The following is a 19,046-nucleotide window of genomic DNA, read 5'->3' as shown; positions in this document are numbered from 1 at the left end:
GGCTGAACCCGCGCCAAACGGGCGGCACTGCCGTGCTACTGGTTGTTCTGCCGCCCCAGGAAACGCGGGATGCTGAGCGAAGAGGAACCGCTGTCGTCCTCGTCGTCCTCATCCTCGTCGGGCTTGGCTCCGCCGCGCGACAGGTTCGCCATGCGCTCGAACAGGGTGCTGCCCGCGCTCGGAGCAGCCCCTTCGCCGGCCCCGCCCGAAACGAGGCCCCGGCGGCGTCCGCCGCCAAGCTGCGCCTTCACCGGCTCGTCCTGCTCCGCCAAGCGGTCGGCATCGCCAAGGAGATCGTCCTGGATGCCCGGCGTCGGCGCCTCGGCGGTCAGGTCGAGCGGCGCGGCATCGTCTGCCTCGTCGCCGTTACCCCAGTCCTCGTCGCCGTAGGATCGCTCATCCTCTGCATCGTCGTCGGCTTCGTTGCGCAGACCCGCGAGCGGATCGACGATGCCGTCGACGTCGTCGTAGTCTTCGGCGTCCTCGTCCGCCTCATCCACGTCGCCGACGGAAGCTCCGCCGAGAGCGGCCAGGTCGAGCGGTGCGCGCTCGTCGGCTTCCTCGGATGAAGAGAGCACGAGTTCGTCGTCGCCTGCTTCCGCGGCGCCGCCATAAGTCTCGGGCTCGGCAGGAGGCGTGAGCGTCGGCTCGAAGGAATCCTCGTCGTCGAACTCGTCTTCCGCCGGCAATTCCAGCACAGGCCGCTTCGGCGCGCGGCTCGCCCCAAGCGAGAACGAGCGCGTCTCGCTGGACATCACCTCGCCCGTCCCATCTATCCCGGTCGCTACGACCGAAACGCGGATCTTGCCCTGAAGGTCGGGATTGAACGCCGAACCCCAGATGATGTTCGCATCCTCGTCGACCAGCTCGCGGATGTGGTTCGCGGCTTCGTCGACCTCGAGCAGCTTCATGTCTTCGCCGCCGATGATCGAGATGATCACGCCCTTGGCGCCGGCCATGCTGACGCCGTCGAGCAGCGGGTTGGCGATGGCGCGTTCGGCGGCCTCGAGCGCGCGGTTCTCGCCCTCGCCCTCGCCGGTGCCCATCATCGCCTTGCCCATTTCCTGCATCACCGATCGCACGTCGGCGAAGTCGAGGTTGATGAGCCCGGGCATGACCATGAGGTCGGTGATCGAGCGGACGCCCTGCTGCAGGACCTCGTCCGCCAGCATGAAGGCTTCCTTGAACGTGGTCTCCGCCTTGGCGACCAGGAACAGGTTCTGGTTGGGGATGACGATCAGCGTATCGACGTGCTTCTGCAGCTCCTCGATGCCCGCTTCGGCCGCGCGCATGCGGCGCGTGCCTTCGAACAGGAAGGGCTTGGTCACGACGCCGACGGTGAGCACGCCCTTGCGCCGCGCAGCTTCGGCGATGACCGGCGCCGCGCCGGTGCCGGTGCCGCCGCCCATGCCCGCGGCGATGAAGCACATGTTCACGCCTTCGAGTGCGTCTTCGATGTCGCCGACGGTCTCTTCCGCCGCCGCCTTGCCGACCTCGGGCCGCGCGCCCGCGCCGAGGCCGCCGGTGATGTCCGGCCCCAGCTGGATACGCTTGTCGGCCGAAGCGTTCGACAATGCCTGCGCGTCGGTGTTGGCGACGATGAAATCGACGCCTTCGATTTCGGCGGCGATCATGTTGGCGATCGCGTTGCCGCCGGCGCCGCCCACGCCGATCACCATGATCTTGGGACGAAGTTCGTCAGTGGCTGGCGGACCGATATTGATGCTCATGGGGTGCCCCTCCGGGGAGAAAAATGCTCTGCGACAGTCTTACACGAACCGATTCGTCTCGGGATAGGACGGAATTCCTTATCCACAGCGACAGTTAGCCATCAGAAATACTCCCGCATCGCGCGAACCACGCGATTGACGAGGCCGACACCGGAATAGCGGGTCGTCGCGGTATGCTTGGGGCCGATTGAGCGGATGTCGACCGGGTCGTCGGCGGCGTAAAGGCAAAGTCCGGCAAGCGTCACGAAACTGGGCGTCGCACTCGCTTCGCCGAGACCGCGCAGGGCGGGCGGCTTGCCGACGCGGACCGGGCGTCCGAGCGCGATCTGGAGGAATTCGGCGATCCCGGCGAGTTCCGATCCGCCGCCGGTGACGACGACCTGCCCGCCCTTCGCGCCGGTGAAGCCCATGCCCTTCAGCGCCCGCCCGATCTCGTCGGTGAGTTTGGACAGCTGTTCGGTGATCACCGAAACCAATTCGGCGCGCGGCACGCGGTTCTGGTCGTCCGCGCCGCGTGCGGTGGGTGCCGCCTTCTCGTCACCCGGCCCGTTGACGGGGACCATGTCCTTGTAATCGCTGGGGCTGGCGATGGCCGAGCCATAGCGGCTCTTGAGGCGCTGCGCCTGGTCGCGGCGAATGCCGAAGGCACCCGCGACGGCATCGGTGATGTCCGACGAACCGAACGGGATGGCCGTCAGCCCCAGAAGCATTCCGCCCGCATAGAGCGCCACGTTGGTCACTTCCCCGCCGATCTCGACCAGCGCCGTTCCAAGCTCGCGCTCTTCGGGCGTCAGGCAGGCGTGCCCGGCGGCGATCGGCGCGGCGACGACCGCCTCGACATCGAGGTGGGCGTTCTGCACTGCTTCGATCAGGTTGCGCACCGGCGCGCCGTCGGCGAGCATCACGTGGATGTCGACGCCAAGCCGCTCGGCGTGAAGGCCGCGCGGGTTGGCGACCCCGTGCGCCCCGTCGAGCGTGTAGTGCGCGGGCTGCGCGTGGAGCACCATGCGCCCGTCGGGCTGGATCGAATCGCGCGCTGCGAGCAACAGGTGCTCGATGTCGTCTTCCTCGATCCGGCGGCCGCCGATGTCGATCTCGACCTTCGCGACCCGGCTGGCGAGGCCTGCTCCGGAGCACCCTACCCAGACGCTCGAGATCGAGGTCCCGGCATTCTTCTCCGCCCGCTCCACCGCATCGCGGATGGCATAGGTGGCGGCGGCCATGTCGGTCACGTAACCGCGCTTGATCCCCTGGCTCGCGCGGTTGCCGCTGCCGAGCACGATCAGTTCGCCCGTCTCCGACAGGCCCATGATCATCGCCGAGATGCGGAAGCTACCGACGTTGACGGCCCCGAACACGCGGGCGATGCGCGGCAGGCCCATTACTGCGCCCCTCCCGATGCCGCGGCCTTCGTTTCGAGCGCTTGCTGCGCCCGGCCCGGAATGCGCATGTAGATGCGATCGGGCGCACGCATGTCGAAAGCGGCAACCTTGCCGCCGAGCAGCCGGTTCACCCCGTCGAGCCGAGCGAACTGGACCAGCGCGCCGGCAGAGGCATCGGGCCCGTGCGGCAGGGCAAGCACCTGCCCGGTCTTGAAGGTCAGGTTCCAGCGCCGGTTGCCGACCCATTCGGCCTCGGCGACCTGGGCCTTCAACGCGGGCGCGGCGTCGAGCAGTTCGTCGAGCGCGGCGACCTGGCGTGCGGCACCGGGCCCGGCGACCTTGAGCATCCCCTTGGCGTTGGCTTCCGAAATCGGTTCGAGCTCGTGCCCTTCGCCGTCGATCAGCACCAGCCGTCCGGGCTTCTTCAGCGCGGCGCGCGGGGTGCGTTCGACCACATCGACCACCAGGGTATCGGGAAGCTGGCGGCTGACCCGCGCATCGGACACCCACGACAGGCCGAGCAGGTCTCCGCGGATCGCATCGAGGTCGACCAGCGGCATGGGCCGATCCCGCTCGGCCAGCACCCGCTCGTAGACCTTGAGTTCGTTCATGCGGTCGACGCCGCTGACCTGGACGCGGCGCACCTCGAACCCGGCACCGCTCGCAACCGCCGCGACCTGCGCCTGCGCCAGCGCGGGAACGCCCGCCAGGCTGGCGACGAACCATGCCATCGCGACAGCTCCGCCGAGGATCACCGCGAGGAATACCTTGTGCAGCTGCTCTTCGGTGAACGGCAGCAGCGCCAGTACGCCGCCGACCGCGCCGCTGGTCTTCGCCTTGGCCTTGCGCGCCGTCGCTGCGCGGCTTTGCGCGGCTGCCGAGCGGCGGACGCCCTTGCCCTTGCGATTGATCGTCTCAGCCATGCTTCTTCGCTCTTGCAAGCGCCTCCTCGACCAGCGCCTCGACCAGGTCCTCGTAGCTGATGCCGCAGTGCCTTGCCTGCTCGGGCACGAGGCTGAGCGCGGTCATTCCCGGCTGGGTGTTGGTTTCGAGCACGAACAGCCCGTCCTCGCCCTGTTCGTCGTCCCAGCGGAAGTCGGTGCGGCTGCAGCCGTTGCAGCCGAGCAGCACGTGCGCCTGCACCGCGTAGGCCTTGCACAGCTTGAAGATGCGCTCCGGCACCTGCGCGGGGCAGATGTGGTCGGTCATCCCGTCGGTGTACTTCGCGTCGAAGTCGTAGAAACCCGACTTGGGAACGAGCTCGGTCACTGTCAACGCGCGCGGCCCGGTGCCGTCGTCGAGCACCGCCGCGGTCAGCTCCCGCCCGCGAATGTAGGGCTCCGCGAGCAGCCGCTCGAACTCCTGCCACGGGCCCTTCACGTCCTTGCGGATCGGGTTGCCGTAATTGCTCTCGTCGGTGACGATCGCGACGCCCACCGAGCTGCCCTCGTTGACCGGCTTCAGGACGTATGGACGCGCAAGAGGGTCCTTCTCGTAGATGCTCTCGCTCTCGACGATCCGTCCGCCGGGCATGGGGATACCGTGCGGCACGAGCGCGTGCTTGGTCAGTTCCTTGTCGATTGCGATGACCGATGTTGCGAGGCCCGAGTGCGTATAGGGCACGCCCATCAGGTCGAGCATGCCCTGCACCGTCCCGTCCTCGCCCGGCACGCCGTGGAGCGCGTTGAACACGACGTCGGGTGCCGCCTCGGCAATGCGCGCCGCGACCTGTCGGTCCATGTCGATCCGCGTGACACGATGCCCGCGCGCCTCGAGTGCCTTGGCGACGCCCTCGCCCGACATCAGGCTGACGGGGCGCTCGTTGGCCCACCCGCCCATCAGGACGGCGACGTGGTGCCTGGCGTTCACGGCCGCCCCACCCGCTGGATTTCCCATTCGAGGCTCACGCCCGAGTTCGCATAGACCTTCTCGCGCACGAGTTCGCCGAGTCCTTCGATGTCGGCGCTGGTCGCGTCGCCGGTGTTGATGAGGAAGTTGGTGTGCTTCTCGCTCACCTGCGCGCCGCCGAGCGTGAGGCCGCGGCAGCCGGCGCGGTCGACGAGTTCCCACGCCTTCTCGCCGGGCGGGTTCTTGAAGGTCGAACCGCCCGTCTTGGTGCGCAGCGGCTGGCTCGCCTCGCGCGCGGCGGCGATCTTGTCCATCTCCTCGCCGATCTCGGCGGGAATGCCCTCGCGGCCCTGGAAGCGCGCGGCGACGACCACCGCACCCTCGGGCAGGTTCGAATGGCGGTAGCTGTATTCGAGGTCGCGGGCGGGCAGCGTGACGAAGTCGCCGCTCGGCAAGACCACGTCGCAGTCGATCAGCACGTCGCTGACCTCGCGGCCATAGGCGCCGCCGTTCATCCGGACGAAGCCGCCGACCGTGCCGGGAATGCCGCGCAGGAACTCGACACCTGCAATGCCCGCGTCGCGCGCTTTCGACGAGACGAGGATGCCGCTTGCTCCGCCACCGCACTCGAGCACCTTGTCGCGGCGCGCCTCGACGGTGGCGAACGCCTTGCCGAGGCGGATGACCACGCCCGGCACGCCGCCGTCGCGCACGATCAGGTTAGAGCCCAGGCCGAGCGCCATCACCGGCATCTTGCCACCGACGCGGCTGAGGAATTCCTTGAGGTCCTCGAGGTCGGCCGGTTCGAACAGCCAGTCGGCATTGCCGCCCGCCTTGAACCACACCAGCGGGGCGAGCGGCGCGTCCTGCGTAACCTTGCCGCGGATACCGCGGGTCGAGAACGGGACGGTCATGTTCTCCTCGATCGCCGAAGAGGGCGCCGAACCGTGCCGCCAACCGCGACGTTCGCCGATCTGCGGGCTCATGCCCTGACCCCGGCAATGGCGGCGGGGAGCCCGGCCGCCCAGCGGGTGATGTCGCCCGCGCCGAGGCAGACGACGAGGTCGCCCTCTCCGACCTCGGCCGCGAGTTCGGCTGCCAGCGCATCCTTGTCGGGAACGGTCGATGCGGCGCGGTGCCCGCGAGACTTGATGCCGGCGACCAACGCATCGGCATCGACGCCCGGGATCGGCTCCTCGCCGGCGGTGTAAACCGGCGTCACATAGACCCGGTCGGCATCGTTGAAGGCGTTCTGGAAGTCGTCCATCAGGTCGCGCAGGCGCGTGAAGCGGTGCGGCTGGACGACCGCGATCACCCGGCCGCCGCTCGCTCCCGCGCTTTCGCGTGCTGCGGCGAGCACCGCGCGGATCTCCACCGGGTGATGGGCATAGTCGTCGATGACGGTGGCGCCGTTGGCCTCGCCCACCTTGGTAAAGCGGCGGCGGACGCCTTCGAACTGCCCGAAGCCTGCCCGGATCGTGTCGTCGGCGCATTCCATTTCGAGCGCCACGGCGATCGCGGCGAGCGCGTTCTGCACGTTGTGCTTGCCCGGCATCGGCAGGCGGACATCGGCGATGCGGCGATCCTCCTCACCCCGCTGGCGGACGATCACGTCGAACCGGCTCCCGCCTGCTACGGGCGTGACGTTCACCGCGCAGACGTCTGCCTGCAGCGACAGGCCGTAAGTCACCACCTTGCGATCGCGCACCTGCGCCATCACGGCCTGAACTTCGGGGTGGTCGATGCAGAGAACGGCCGCGCCATAGAACGGCACGTTGTGGATGAATTCCACGAACGCGCGGCGCACCGCGTCGAAATCGCCGTAGTGGTCGAGGTGTTCGGGATCGATGTTGGTGACGACCGCGATCGTCCCGTCGAGGCGCAGGAAGCTGCCGTCGCTCTCGTCGGCCTCGACCACCATCCAGTCGCTGTCGCCGAGCCGCGCGTTCGAGCCGTACTGTTCGATCACGCCGCCGTTGATCACCGTGGGGTCGATCCCGCCTGCATCGAGCAGCGCGGCGATCATGCTGGTGGTGGTGGTCTTGCCGTGGGTGCCGGCCACCGCCACCGTGTTCTTGAGCCGCATCAGTTCGGCGAGCATTTCCGCCCGGCGCACAACCGGGATGCGGTTTTCCAGCGCGGCGACCACTTCGGGGTTGGTGCGCTTGACCGCCGTCGAGGTGACGACCACCCCCGCGCCCTCCACATTCTCCGCCCGCTGGCCGATGTGCACCGCGATCCCGCGCGCGCGCAGCCGCTCCACGGTGGCGCTTTCGGCGAGGTCGGACCCCTGCACGTCGTAGCCCAGGTTCTTCATCACCTCGGCGATGCCCGACATGCCGATCCCGCCGATGCCGACGAAATGGACGGTGCCGATATCGGTGGGCACGCCCTTCATGCCCGGTCTCTCGCAGCGCCCTGCCCCGCCACCGCGCCCTGGCTCGCGCCGCGGGCGTTGTTGCCGCCGACGCGGATCACGTCCATCAGTTCGGCCCCGCCGAAGCTCTCGACCAGGTCGGCGAGGTCTTCGACCGCCCTGGGCCGGCCGCAGTTCCAGGCGCCGTGCGCGGCGGTCGCCAGCGTTTCGGGATGCTGCGCCATCGCCTGGATCTGGCGCGAGATGTCCTTTGCGAGTTTCTGGAAGATTTCCGACTGCTTTCGCCGCCGCGCGTTAGCGGAATCGCTGCTCCCCTCCGGCACTCCCACGGTGCTCATGGGCTGACGGATCATTCGTGCACCGCCGGCTTTCACGATTTCCCGGCAATTCGCGGCCTGGTGATCGTCGGTCGCGATCGGCAGCGGCACGAGGATCGCCGGGCGGCCGACCGCGGTCAGTTCGGCGATGGTGCTCGCGCCCGCGCGGCCGATGAACAGGTGCGCGTCGGCGAGGCGCGTCGCCATGTCCTCGAAATAGGTCGCCAGCTCCGCCGGGATGTCGTGGCTGCGGTAGCGCGCGCGAACCGCGTCGATATCCTCGGGCCGGCATTGCTGGGTCACCTGCAACCGCTGGCGCAGCGCGGGCTGGAGCATCGCCAGCCCGTCGGGCACGACCTCGCTCAGCACCCGCGCGCCCTGGCTGCCGCCGGTCACCAGAACCCGCAGCAGGCCGTCCTCCACGAAGGCCGGAAACGGCTCGTCGCGCAGAGAGAGGACTTCCGCGCGCACCGGGTTGCCGACGAGATGGACCTTGCCGGCGTGCTTGGGGTTCAGCCGCGCGACCTCGGGATAGGCGGTGGCGATCGCGTCGACGCGCCCGGCGAAGAACCGGTTCACCCGCCCGAGCACCGCGTTCTGTTCGTGGATGACGCTCGGCACCTCGCACGCCATCGCGGCGAGCAGCGCGGGAAAGACCGGATAGCCGCCGAAGCCGACGATGGCGCTGGGCTGGAAGCTCTCGTAGAGCCGCATCGCCATCGCGCGACCATCCATGATCGCGCGGACGCCGGAGGGCCAGCGCAGCGGGTTCTTGCCGAGCTTGCTGGCGGGGATCACGTGCGCGGGGAGGAAATCGGGCTTGCCCGGCAGCTTCGCGCCGCGCTCGTCGGTCACCAGCGCGACGTGGTGTCCGCGCGCGTGCAGCTCGGCGGCGAGCGCGAACGCGGGGATCAGGTGCCCGCCGGTTCCGCCCGCGGCGAGTACGTAGTGGCGGCTGGCGCCGGTCATCCATTCAGCTCCTTCGCGATCAGCTCCCGCAAACCGGGGGTCTCGCGGTAGAGGAAGGGATTGCGCCGCGTCAAAGCCACCAGCAGCCCGACCGCCAGACAGACCGCTATCGTCGACGAACCGCCATAGCTCACCAGCGGCAGGGTCATTCCCTTCGACGGGAAGAGCTGCAGGTTGACGAGGATGTTGATGAACGCCTGCCCGCCGATCTGGGTGATCAGCCCGGCCGAGGCGAGCAGCGTGAACAGGTCGTCCTCGTCCACCAGCCGCGTCAGGACGCGCACCACGATGGCGAGGAAAAGGCAGACCACGAGCGCGCAGGTGATGAGGCCGAATTCCTCGCCGATCACGCTGAAGATGTAGTCGGTGTGCGCTTCGGGCAGGTTCATCTTGCGCACGCCCAGCCACAGCCCGCTGCCGGTCCATCCGCCGGCGAGCAGCGTGCGGCTGGCAAGGTCCACCTGGTCGAACGCGGTACCGCCGCCGAGGAACGCGTCGATGCGGTGGCGCGCGTTGTCGTAGAGGAAATAGGTCGCCGTCACCGCCACCACGCCGCCGCCGATCAGCATGCCGACACGCTTCAGCGGGATGCCCGCGAGCAGCACGATCACGAACCAGACGCCCGCGAACAGGATGGTGCCGCCGAAGTCCGGCTGCATCATCATCAGCGCGGCGACGAAACCCATCAGCCCCGTCACCATGACCAGCACCGGCAGGTTGGGATCGCGCAGCCGCCACGACACGATCCACGCAAGCAGGATTGCGAAGCCGGGCTTGAGGAATTCGGACGGCTGGAAGCCCGCGATGCCGAGGCTGATCCACCGCTGCGCGCCGTTCACCTCGCTGCCGACGATGGGGACCAGCATCAGGAAGAACAGCATTGCGCCCGCGAGCACGATGCCGACCCGGCGCGCGTTCTCGCGGCTCAGTGCCGACGCAGCGAACAGGAACACCAGGCCGACCGCCTGCCAGCGCAGGTGCGCCCAGTAGAAGTAGAGCTCGGGCAGCTTGACGTTCGCGGTCGAAAGCCGATGCGCACTCGCCGGACTTGCGGCGAAGACCGCGGCGGTGCCGACCGTCATGAGCAGCAGGACGAGCCCCAGCAGCACGCGGTCGACCTCGCGCCACCAGACCTTGAACTGCGCGCCGGTCGAGACCGGATAGCGCGGCTGCGCGGCTGCAGGAGAGCCGGCACGGGGAATATAGGGCCGCTCGATCATGCGCTCGCGTCCTCTGCGCACGGGTCCGCGGCAGGGTCCTCGGCCAGCGCGGCGACGAACTGGCGGAAGCGCTCGCCGCGCTGCTCGTAGTCCTTGAACTGGTCGAAGCTGGCGCAGGCGGGGCTGAGCATCACCACGTCGCCCGGAACCGCCGCCGCCATCGCTTCGCGGACCGCGTTGCACATCATCTCGGCGCGCACGACCGGCACGCGGCCGGTCAGCAGCTCGGCGAAGCGCGGGCCCGCCTCTCCGATAGTGTAGGCCGCCTTGACGTTGGCGAGGTGCTGCTCGGTCGCGCCGAGCCCGTCCTCCTTGGGCAGGCCGCCGACGATCCAGTGGATGCGAGGCTGGCCGTTTTCGGGCGGGAAGGCGGCGAGCGCGGGGGCGGTGCTGTCGGTGTTGGTCGCCTTGCTGTCGTTGACGAACAGCACGCCGTTGTGGGTGGCGACGCGCTCCATGCGGTGCGGGAGGCCGGTGAAGGTGCGGAGGGCCTCCGAGATTTCGTTCAGCTCAAGTCCGAGAAGTCGAGAGACAGCAATTGCAGCTGCAGCGTTCTGGGCATTGTGCGGACCTTGCAGGCTCGGCCAATTGTGTTGGAAGCCAATACGCCCACTTCGTGTCTGCGCCAGCCCTTCGAACACGGACACGAGGCCGTCATCGCTGGCTGTGCTGACAGGAAACGAACGATCGCCGCCATTAGGTCCGATCAAGTCTTCCGCTTCATGGTCCATCTTGCGGACCATCGCATCGTCGGTCGACACCCATGAGTGCTCGTCCGATTGCATACGAATAAGACGGAACTTGCTCGCCGCATAGGCCTCGAAGCTCTCGTACCGATCAAGGTGATCCGGCGTCACATTGAGCAGCACCGCCACGTCGCAATCGAGGCTCTGGGTCAGGTCGATCTGGTAGCTCGACAGCTCGAGCACGTAGACCCCGCCCTCCGGAAGCGGGTCCTGGGACAGGATCGGGATGCCGATGTTGCCGCCCATCGTGGTCGGCACGCCCGCGGTCTTAAGGATGTGGTGGACCAGCGCGGTGGTGGTGCTCTTGCCGTTGGTGCCGGTGATGCCGACGACCTTGTGCGGGGGCAGGCTGGCGCGGGCCTGCGCGAACAGTTCGATATCGCCGATCACCGGCACGCCGAATTGCGCTGCGCGCGGGGCGATAGGGTGGGCGTTGAGCGGCACGCCGGGCGAGACCACCACGCCGTCGTATCCGGTGAGGTCGATCTCGAGCGGATCGGCGAGCAGCACGTTTGCCGGATCGACCTTCGCCCGCGCGTTGTCCTGCCGGTCCCACGCGGTCACCCGCGCCCCGCTCGCCACCAGGGCGTCGACCGCCGCCAGCCCGCTGCGCGCAAGTCCGAGGACGGCGTACTTCTTGTCCTTGAAGGCGGGGCTCGTGATCACCGCAGCTTCAGCGTGGAAAGCCCGATCAGCGCGAGCACGATCGCCACGATCCAGAACCGGATCACGACCTTGCTCTCGCTCCAGCCGAGCTGCTCAAAATGGTGGTGGATCGGCGCCATGCGGAACACGCGGCGGCCGGTGCGCTTGAACCAGAACACCTGGATGATGACCGACAGCGCCTCGAACACGAACAGCCCGCCGACGACCGCGAGAACGATCTCGTGGTGGCTGGCGACCGCGATCGCACCGAGCGCTCCGCCGAGGGCAAGGCTGCCGGTATCGCCCATGAACACCGCGGCAGGCGGCGCGTTGAACCACAGGAAGGCGAGGCCCGCGCCCATGATCGCCGCGCAGAAGATCGCGAGCTCCCCCGCGCCCGGAACGTGCGGAATGCCGAGATACTCCGAAAAGTCCGCGCGGCCCGCGAGGTACGAGATGATCGCGAAAGTGCCCGCGGCGATGATCACCGGCATCGTGGCGAGGCCGTCGAGCCCGTCGGTCAGGTTCACCGCGTTGCCCGCCCCCACGATCACCAGCGCCGCGAAGACGTAGTAGAACGGACCCAGCGGAATGCCCGACTGGACGAGGAACGGCACGTAGAGCACCGTGCTGATCTGGCTGACCACGATATAGCTCGCCACGCCCGCCACGATGAATTCGAGCAGCAGCCGCACCCGGCCCGACACGCCCTTGTGGCTCGCCTTGGTCACCTTGTCGTAATCGTCGAGGAAGCCGATGATCCCGAAGCCCAGCGTCACCGCGACGCAGGCCCAGACGAACGGGTTGCGCAAATCCATCCAGATCAGCAGCGACAGCATCAGGCTGGTAAGGATCATTAGCCCGCCCATCGTCGGCGTGCCGCGCTTGGCGAGGTGGCTCTGCGGGCCGTCCTCGCGGATCGGCTGGCCCTTGCCCTGGCGCACGCGCAAGAGGTCGATGAAGCGCGGTCCAATGATGAGGCCGATCACGAGCGCGGTCATCAGCGTCGCGCCCGAGCGGAAGGTCTGGTAGCGGACGAGGTTGAACAGTCCCTCGAAACCCATCCACTCGGCGAGCAAGTACAGCATTCGTCTCTTCGCCTAACGACCGCGGTCGACGAGGTGCGCCACCAGCCTCCCGAGACCGACCGAATTCGATCCCTTGACCAACACCGCATCGCCGCCTGCGAGCCCGAACTCCTCCAGCGCCGCGATTGCTTCGCCGGGACCCTCGCAATGCGCGAAGGTCAAGGGAGCGGCAAGCGCGGTGGCAGCGCCTTTCCCCAGTTCGCGCGCGAGGCTGCGCATCTCGTCGCCGACCAGCACCAGATGGTCGACATGCGCCTCGGCGACAGGTTCAATCAATTGTGCGTGCATGGCAGGAGCGAAATCGCCCAGTTCCTTCATGCTGCCGAGCACCGCGATCCGCCGCGTGGCGGGGGTCTGGCCAAGCTGGCGCAGGGTCGCGCGCATCGAGGCGGGATTGGCATTGTAGCTCTCGTCGATCACCAGCGCGTGCCCGCCGGGCACCGCGATCCGGTGGCGCGCGCCGCGACCCTTGAGACCGCCCATCTCCGCCAGCGCAAGACCCGCCGCCGCCAGGTCGCCGCCCGCCACCTTGACCGCCGCCATGACGGCCAGCGAATTGAGGATCCAGTGCTCGCCCGGCTCGGCGACCGAATAGCACAGCCGCGTCCCGTCGATGTCGGCAGTGACGAGCGAGCCGCCGTTGGCCGACGGGATCGCATCGAGCAGCCGCGCGTCCGATCCGGCGGCGCGACCGAATGTCATGACCTCGACACCCGCATTGCGCGCGTTGACCAGCAGGCGCTCGTAGTAAGGCGTATCGGTCGGGATGACGGCGGTACCGCCTTCGACGAGGCCGGCGAAGATCTCAGACTTGGCGTCGGCGATGGCCTCCATCGACCCCAGGTTCTCGATGTGCGCCGGGGCGATGGTGGTGATCACCGCGACATGGGGCTGCACCTGCACGGTCAGCGCGTCGATCTCGCCCGCGTGGTTCATACCCATCTCGAACACGCCGAATTTGGCGCGCCCGGGCATGCGGGCAAGGCTCAGCGGAACGCCGACGTGGTTGTTGTAGCTGCGGACCGACCGGTGCGCCGCCCCGCGGCTCGCGCGGTCGAGCGCGGCGAAAATCGCTTCCTTGACCCCGGTCTTGCCGACCGAACCGGTGACGCCGACGCGCACCGCGTCGGCGCGATCCCGCGCGGCGGCGGCGAGCGCTTCCAGCGCCTGCGTGGTATCGGCGACGAGCACGTGCGGCCAGTCGATCGGCTCGCTCACCAGCGCCGCCGCGGCGCCGTTTGCAAAGGCCTTGTCGACGAAGCGATGGCCGTCGGTCGCTTCGCCCTTCAGCGCGACGAAGAGGTCGCCCGAGCGCACGTCGCGGCTGTCGATCTCGACCCCGGCGCACTGGAACGCGCCGCTGGCCTTGCCGCCTGTGGCCGCGGCGATCTCCTCGGCGGTCCACAGGGCGATCCGCAGGCTGTCGCGCTTCTGCCGCGGCCAGGCCTTCAGGGCGGGATGGCGGCTCATGCGGCGCCGCCCGCCGCGGCGGCTTCGCGCGCCACGGTCACGTCGTCGAACGGCAGTATCTTCATGTCTTCTCCCGATCCGACGATCTGGCCCTGTTCGTGGCCCTTGCCTGCGACGAGGACGATGTCGCCCGCCTGCGCCAGTGCCACGGCGGCGGCGATGGCCGCGCGGCGATCCCCGATCTCCCGCGCGCCATAGGCACCGTCCATCACCTGGCGGCGGATCGCCGCAGGATCTTCGCCGCGGGGATTGTCGTCGGTGACGATGACCACGTCGGCGCGCTCCGCCGCGACGCGGCCCATTTCGGCGCGCTTGCCGGCGTCGCGGTCACCGCCCGCGCCGAAGACCACGATGAGCCGTCCACGCGGGCTGTCCGAAACGTGCGGCCGGAGCGCCGCGATCGCCGCCTCGAGCGCGTCGGGCGTATGCGCGTAATCGACATAGACCGGCGCCCCTGCACGGTTGAGCGCGGCTCTTTCGAGCCTGCCGCGCACCGGTTGCAGCCGGGTCAATCCGTCGAACGTGGCAGCCGGGTCTCCTCCCGTGGCGATGACGAGCCCCGCCGCGACGAGCGCGTTGGCGGCCTGGTAGGCGCCGATCAGCGGCAGGTTGACCTTGCGGGTCGTCCCGCCATGCTCGATCTCGAGCATCTGGCCCAAATGACCCGGAGTGCGGGCGACGAGGCGGATATCCTCCCCCTCGCCGCCCACCGAAAGCACGCGCAACCCCCCGGTCCGCGCGTGCCGCTCGGCGCGTTCGGCCCATCCATCACCGTCGCGCCAGATCACTGCCGTGCCTTCTGAGCCGACTACCTCGTCGAACAGCCGCATCTTGGCGGCGAAGTAGTCCTCCATGCCCTCGTGGTAATCCAGGTGATCGCGGCTGAGATTCGTAAAGGCGCCCGCCGCGACCCGCAGCCCTTCGTTGCGGAACTGGCTGAGACCATGGCTCGAAGCCTCGTAGGCCACGTGGGTAACGCCCTCGCGCGCAAGGCCGGTCATGTTGGACAGGAATGTCACGATGTCGGGCGTGGTCAGCCCGGTCGAAACGCTTTCGTCCGGAGTGGTCACACCGAGCGTGCCGATCGACGCCGCGCTGAGGCCCGCCATGCGCCAGAGCTGGCGGGTCATCTCGACGGTCGAGGTCTTGCCGTTGGTCCCGGTCACCGCGACGATGGTCTCGGGCACGGGCTGGAAGAACGCGGCGGCAGCGCGAGCGAACATCCTGCGCGGCTGCGCGTCGGCGATGTGGAGCGCGCCTTCAACCTTCGCCTCGGGCCGCGCGACCACCGCGACCGCACCCGCCGCGATGGCGGCGGGAATGAAATCCTCGCCGTTGACGCGGGCACCCTCGAACGCACCGAAAACAGTGCCGGGCGCGACCTTGCGATGGTCGATCGCGAAGCCCGTGATCGTCTCGCCGCCGGCCGGTCCGGGGTCGAACCCGGCGGCCGCAGCTATCCGCGCCAGCTTCATTCGCCCTTCCCCTTGGGAACCAGCGGCGCAAGATCGGTAAGATCCACGTCACGCGAAGAGTCGGGTGCGACACCCAGGATCGGTCCGATGCGCGGGACGAGGCGACCGACCACCGGCGCGGCCGTGTAAGCGGCGGTGCGCTGGAAGCTCGAGGCGATGGTGCCCTTCGGTTCGTCCATCATTACGATCACGACATAGCGCGGGCGGTCCATGGGGAACGCCGCCGCAAAGGTCGAAACCAGCGTGGTCTTGCGATAGCCGCCCGCACCGGGCTTCTCCGCCGATCCGGTCTTACCGCCGACGCGGAAGCCCGGAGCATTGGCGTTGCGGCCGGTGCCGTAGACCGCGATCATGCGCAGGAGCTGGTTCATCCGCGCCGACGTGCTCGCCTTGAACACCCGGCGGCCCTTGGCGGCCTTGCCCGGCGCGACCTTGTGCATCGTCGCGGGGCGATAGATCCCGCCGTTGACCATGGTCGCGTAGGCGCTGGCGAGGTGCAGCGGGGTGACTGCGATGCCGTGCCCGTAGCCGACGGTCATCCCGCGCAGCAGCGGCCAGTCGCCGCTGGCCCACAGCGGAAATCCGCGGGCCGGCAGTTCGATTTCGGGCCGGGCGTTCATGCCGAGATCGGCCATCGTCTTCTTCAGGCGGTTCGCGCCGAGTTCCTCGACCATGTGCGCCGTGACCACGTTCGAGGAATGGATCAGCATTTCGGGCGTGTTGAGCGAATCGCCGAGCGGGTGGCTGTCCTTGATCGTGAACCCGCCGATCGGGAACGGCCGCGCCGAATAGCGCCGTCCAAAGTCGGTGATCGTGCCTGCATCGATCGCGGCGGCGACGGTCAGCGGCTTGAAGGTGGACCCCAGCTCGTAGACCTGGTTCGTCACCCGGTTGAACATGTTGGCGACGCCCGCCTGGTCGATGTGGTTCGGGTCGAATTCGGGAAGCGACGCGAGCGCGAGGACCTCGCCGGTGTCCACATCGAGGATGATGCCGGCCGAGCCGATGGCGTTGGTCGCGCGCATCCCTCGGGTCAGTTCGTCCTCCAGCGCGCCCTGCACCCGCACGTCGATCGACAGCGGGGTGGATTGACCTCTCGTCGCGGGATCGAGCAGCTGCTTGTCGAGCACTGCTTCCATGCCCACCCGGCCGTGCCCATCGGCGCCGACGTAGCCCAGCACGTGCGCTCCCATCGAACCTTGCGGATAGTGTCGGTCGGTTTCCTGCGGCAGCTCGAGCGCGAGTTCGCCGATGGCCTGCACCTTGTTCGCCTCTTCGGGCAGTACCCGGCGACGAAGGTAGCCTGCCTTGCCCTTGGCCAGGCGATCGGCAAGCTGGGTCTCGTCGATGTCGGGGAAGATCGCTGCGAGTTCCTTCGCGACCTGTTGCGGCGACTTGACCAGCGGGTTGTCCGCACCCAGCGCTTCAGGGTTGTACCACAGCGCGAAGGCCGGAAAGGCCCGGGCCAGCGGTTCGCCGTTGCGGTCGGTGATCTCGCCGCGCGGTGGCAGCAGGGCTTCTTCGAACGAGGTGGTCGCCCGGGCGCTTCCCGTCAGGCCCAGATATCCGATGCGCAGGACCGCCGCCACGGCGAGCGCGGCGAACGCGACCGCCACGAACAGCACCCGAAGGCGCGCGACCGAGAGCGACTTCTGGCGAAGGTTGACGAGCTGGACGCGCCCCGAGTGGATCGCGGCGGTATAAGTCAGCGCGTTCACTGACCCGCCTCGGCCAGGAAGGCTCCGCCGTCGGCCAGCTTGTCGGCGAGTGATGCAGCGTCGTCGGCTGCCTTGACGGGCTTGCCGGTCAGAGGAGAAACCATGGCCGGAAAATGCGGCTCGTCTCCGGTGTCCGGCGCACGCGCCACGCGAATGGGCTTGGGTGCCGCGGGCAGGCGCGGTTCACCGAGCGCGGCGAGCTGGCGCTCGCCTTCGAGGTACTGGCCGGGCCCCGGCGCCTGGTAGCCGAAATCCACCGCGTTCCATTGCGCGAGCTGCTGCTGGCTGGCGCGCGTCTCGAACTCGGTTTCGAGGAGCACCTTCTCGCGCTGCAGCGCGAGGATCTGCCGTTCGGCAAGACGCACTTCGCTGCGAACCGAGTTCACCTTGAAGGTCAGCGCAGCAAACAGCGCGACACACATCGCAAGGGTAACGGCCCAGCCGATCTGGCGGAGGCGGCTGCCGGCGACCATCACGCGGCCCTCACCGTTTCTGGCCTTGCCGGCGCCGCGGTGCGGACAGCGTGGCGCAGGGTGGCCGAACGGGCACGCGGGTTGCGCGCGAGCTCGGCTTCGGACGGACGGATGCCCTTCGACACGCGAGTGAACGTCGCGGGCGCGGCCTCGGTAATGGGCATGTGGCGCGAGCCGCCGGACACCGCGGATGCATCGCGGAGGAAGCGCTTGACGATGCGATCTTCGAGGCTGTGGAAGCTGACGACGGCAAGACGCCCGCCTTCGCCCAGCAGGGTCTCGGAAGCGGCGAGCGCAGTCTCGAGTTCGGCAAGCTCGGCATTCACGTGGATCCGGACCGCCTGGAAGCTGCGGGTCGCGGGGTCCTTCGGTGCACCGGCGCGATAGCCCAGCGCCTTGCGGACGATGCGGGCGAGATCGCCTGTCGTCTCAAGCGGACGCGCCGCGACGATCGCGCGCGCGACGCGGCGGCTCTGGCGCTCCTCGCCGTAGGTATAGAGCACGTCGGCGATCTCGCCTTCGTCGGCTTCGTTGAGAAAGTCGGCGGCGGTCGGTCCGTCCTGGCTCATGCGCATGTCGAGCGGACCGTCGGCGGAAAACGCGAAACCGCGCGCCGCCTGGTCGAGCTGCATCGAAGACACACCAATATCCAACACGATCCCGTCGACGCGCGCCAAACCCGAATCGGCGAGCGCGTTAACCATTTCGGAGAATCGCCGCGGATGGAGAACCAGCCGCGGCGGGTTTTCCGCAGTTTCCGGCCACTTTTCGCCCGCGGCGATGGCATCGGGGTCCCGGTCGAAGGCGTGCACGGTTGCGCCGGCCGCAAGCAGGGCACGGGTATAGCCACCCGCACCGAACGTGGCGTCGACGATCACGTCGCCCGGCTGCGGCGCCAGCGCCGCGATCACCTCGTCGAGAAGGACGGGTACATGCGGGGCGGAAGGAACGGTCACTTGCCCTTCCCTCCCTCGGCCTGGAACTGCGCGCAGGCCGCTTTCGCCGCGGCCCAGCCGTCGTCCATCTTCATCAGTTCGGCGGGGTTCCAGATGGTGAAGCTGCGCCCGCCTCCCTGGAAGAACAGGGCGTCATCGACGTTCGCGAGCATCCGGAGATGATCGGGCAGCACGAACCTGCCTGAATCGTCGAATGGCACACGGGTGAAGCCGAACAGCTGCTGCGCCCGGGTGTCGCGATCGAATTCGGGTCCGGCGCGGTCTTCCTCACGGTCGAGCTGCGCCTCGAGTTCAAGCTGGCGCGACAGGCCGAAGCCGACGAGGCAGGTGAAGCGCGGGTGCTTGTCGAGGCACAGGACCTTGCCGTCGCTCGACTTCTTGACGGCGTTGCGGAACAGCGGCGGCAGCACGAACCGGCCCTTCTCGCCGAGGGGCGAGAAGGCCTGTCCACTGTATCCGCCGAAAAGCAACGCTGCCACTCGTCCCCGTCCCTGAGCCGAACGCCCACCCCCGCGGACACGCCTTCCCCGTCGCCTGCCGCGCAGCAGCGCGGGGCACGTGACGCCCGAAGGACGGGCGCCGTGGAACGAAATGTCCGATGGACCAGCGTATTAACTTTCTCCGGCCCGGGA

The 19,046-nt window shown here is 68.5% G+C and carries 16 protein-coding genes; all 16 read right to left on the bottom strand.

Features of this window, described 5'->3' with window-relative positions; translation table 11 throughout:
• Nucleotides 1–35: 35 nt before the first annotated feature.
• A complete protein-coding gene (ftsZ, locus tag A6F68_RS07435; RefSeq protein WP_067678037.1) occupies nt 36–1,730 on the bottom strand; it encodes a cell division protein FtsZ in 1,695 nt (564 codons plus the stop codon).
• A 101-nt stretch (nt 1,731–1,831) separates the two neighbouring features.
• Nucleotides 1,832–3,112: a cell division protein FtsA gene (gene ftsA, locus A6F68_RS07430; RefSeq protein ID WP_067678034.1), complete on the bottom strand. Its 1,281-nt coding sequence runs from the start codon at nt 3,110–3,112 to the stop codon at nt 1,832–1,834.
• Nucleotides 3,112–4,035 (bottom strand): cell division protein FtsQ/DivIB, encoded by a 924-nt coding sequence (locus A6F68_RS07425; protein ID WP_067678032.1) that lies wholly within the window; start codon nt 4,033–4,035, stop codon nt 3,112–3,114. The genes ftsA and A6F68_RS07425 overlap by 1 nt, the downstream gene beginning before the upstream one ends.
• A complete protein-coding gene (locus tag A6F68_RS07420) occupies nt 4,028–5,008 on the bottom strand; it encodes a D-alanine--D-alanine ligase (RefSeq protein WP_067678028.1) in 981 nt (326 codons plus the stop codon). The genes A6F68_RS07425 and A6F68_RS07420 overlap by 8 nt, the downstream gene beginning before the upstream one ends.
• Nucleotides 4,978–5,874 (bottom strand): UDP-N-acetylmuramate dehydrogenase, encoded by an 897-nt coding sequence (gene murB / locus A6F68_RS07415; RefSeq protein ID WP_067682267.1) that lies wholly within the window; start codon nt 5,872–5,874, stop codon nt 4,978–4,980. The genes A6F68_RS07420 and murB overlap by 31 nt, the downstream gene beginning before the upstream one ends.
• Before the next feature lie 68 nt (nt 5,875–5,942).
• Nucleotides 5,943–7,358 carry a UDP-N-acetylmuramate--L-alanine ligase gene (gene murC / locus A6F68_RS07410; protein WP_067678025.1) on the bottom strand — a complete coding sequence of 472 codons (1,416 nt, stop codon included), beginning with the start codon at nt 7,356–7,358 and terminating at the stop codon, nt 5,943–5,945.
• Nucleotides 7,355–8,623, bottom strand: coding sequence for an undecaprenyldiphospho-muramoylpentapeptide beta-N-acetylglucosaminyltransferase (gene murG / locus A6F68_RS07405; RefSeq protein WP_067678022.1), 1,269 nt, complete (start codon nt 8,621–8,623; stop codon nt 7,355–7,357). The genes murC and murG overlap by 4 nt, the downstream gene beginning before the upstream one ends.
• On the bottom strand, nt 8,620–9,843 hold the full coding sequence (locus A6F68_RS07400; protein ID WP_067682270.1) for an FtsW/RodA/SpoVE family cell cycle protein: 1,224 nt from the start codon (nt 9,841–9,843) through the stop codon (nt 8,620–8,622). Before A6F68_RS07400 ends, murG begins: the two co-directional genes overlap by 4 nt.
• Nucleotides 9,840–11,255, bottom strand: coding sequence for a UDP-N-acetylmuramoyl-L-alanine--D-glutamate ligase (gene murD / locus A6F68_RS07395; RefSeq protein ID WP_067678019.1), 1,416 nt, complete (start codon nt 11,253–11,255; stop codon nt 9,840–9,842). The genes A6F68_RS07400 and murD overlap by 4 nt, the downstream gene beginning before the upstream one ends.
• Entirely contained in the window at nt 11,252–12,322 is a 1,071-nt protein-coding gene (gene mraY, locus A6F68_RS07390) for a phospho-N-acetylmuramoyl-pentapeptide-transferase (protein ID WP_067678017.1), read from the bottom strand. The genes murD and mraY overlap by 4 nt, the downstream gene beginning before the upstream one ends.
• Nucleotides 12,323–12,334: 12 nt before the next feature.
• Nucleotides 12,335–13,792 carry a UDP-N-acetylmuramoyl-tripeptide--D-alanyl-D-alanine ligase gene (locus tag A6F68_RS07385; RefSeq protein ID WP_067678014.1) on the bottom strand — a complete coding sequence of 486 codons (1,458 nt, stop codon included), beginning with the start codon at nt 13,790–13,792 and terminating at the stop codon, nt 12,335–12,337.
• Complete coding sequence (locus A6F68_RS07380) at nt 13,789–15,267, bottom strand: UDP-N-acetylmuramoyl-L-alanyl-D-glutamate--2,6-diaminopimelate ligase (protein WP_067678011.1); 1,479 nt, start codon at nt 15,265–15,267, stop codon at nt 13,789–13,791. Before A6F68_RS07380 ends, A6F68_RS07385 begins: the two co-directional genes overlap by 4 nt.
• Complete coding sequence (locus A6F68_RS07375; RefSeq protein ID WP_067678008.1) at nt 15,264–16,985, bottom strand: peptidoglycan D,D-transpeptidase FtsI family protein; 1,722 nt, start codon at nt 16,983–16,985, stop codon at nt 15,264–15,266. The genes A6F68_RS07380 and A6F68_RS07375 overlap by 4 nt, the downstream gene beginning before the upstream one ends.
• Nucleotides 16,982–17,458 carry a hypothetical protein gene (locus A6F68_RS07370; protein WP_067678005.1) on the bottom strand — a complete coding sequence of 159 codons (477 nt, stop codon included), beginning with the start codon at nt 17,456–17,458 and terminating at the stop codon, nt 16,982–16,984. Before A6F68_RS07370 ends, A6F68_RS07375 begins: the two co-directional genes overlap by 4 nt.
• Entirely contained in the window at nt 17,458–18,414 is a 957-nt protein-coding gene (gene rsmH / locus A6F68_RS07365; protein WP_067678002.1) for a 16S rRNA (cytosine(1402)-N(4))-methyltransferase RsmH, read from the bottom strand. Before rsmH ends, A6F68_RS07370 begins: the two co-directional genes overlap by 1 nt.
• The gene (locus A6F68_RS07360) at nt 18,411–18,893 is read right to left on the bottom strand and encodes a division/cell wall cluster transcriptional repressor MraZ (RefSeq protein WP_232308092.1); all 483 of its coding nucleotides are present in this window, start codon (nt 18,891–18,893) and stop codon (nt 18,411–18,413) included. The genes rsmH and A6F68_RS07360 overlap by 4 nt, the downstream gene beginning before the upstream one ends.
• Nucleotides 18,894–19,046: the final 153 nt, after the last annotated feature.

The organism is Tsuneonella dongtanensis (genome assembly GCF_001698205.1).
GTDB lineage: Bacteria > Pseudomonadota > Alphaproteobacteria > Sphingomonadales > Sphingomonadaceae > Tsuneonella > Tsuneonella dongtanensis.
Note: the sequence above shows the minus strand (reverse complement) of the source record. Positions and strands in the feature narration are given on the sequence as shown.

Coding starts and splice junctions, on each gene's coding strand:
- A6F68_RS07370 (WP_067678005.1), bottom strand. CDS start 17,458: ATGGTCGCCGGCAGCCGCCTCCGCCAGATCGGCTGGGCCGTTACCCTT.
- ftsA (WP_067678034.1), bottom strand. CDS start 3,112: ATGGGCCTGCCGCGCATCGCCCGCGTGTTCGGGGCCGTCAACGTCGGT.
- A6F68_RS07425 (WP_067678032.1), bottom strand. CDS start 4,035: ATGGCTGAGACGATCAATCGCAAGGGCAAGGGCGTCCGCCGCTCGGCA.
- A6F68_RS07400 (WP_067682270.1), bottom strand. CDS start 9,843: ATGATCGAGCGGCCCTATATTCCCCGTGCCGGCTCTCCTGCAGCCGCG.
- A6F68_RS07380 (WP_067678011.1), bottom strand. CDS start 15,267: ATGAAGCTGGCGCGGATAGCTGCGGCCGCCGGGTTCGACCCCGGACCG.
- ftsZ (WP_067678037.1), bottom strand. CDS start 1,730: ATGAGCATCAATATCGGTCCGCCAGCCACTGACGAACTTCGTCCCAAG.
- murB (WP_067682267.1), bottom strand. CDS start 5,874: ATGACCGTCCCGTTCTCGACCCGCGGTATCCGCGGCAAGGTTACGCAG.
- A6F68_RS07385 (WP_067678014.1), bottom strand. CDS start 13,792: ATGAGCCGCCATCCCGCCCTGAAGGCCTGGCCGCGGCAGAAGCGCGAC.
- A6F68_RS07420 (WP_067678028.1), bottom strand. CDS start 5,008: ATGGGAAATCCAGCGGGTGGGGCGGCCGTGAACGCCAGGCACCACGTC.
- mraY (WP_067678017.1), bottom strand. CDS start 12,322: ATGCTGTACTTGCTCGCCGAGTGGATGGGTTTCGAGGGACTGTTCAAC.
- murC (WP_067678025.1), bottom strand. CDS start 7,358: ATGAAGGGCGTGCCCACCGATATCGGCACCGTCCATTTCGTCGGCATC.
- murG (WP_067678022.1), bottom strand. CDS start 8,623: ATGACCGGCGCCAGCCGCCACTACGTACTCGCCGCGGGCGGAACCGGC.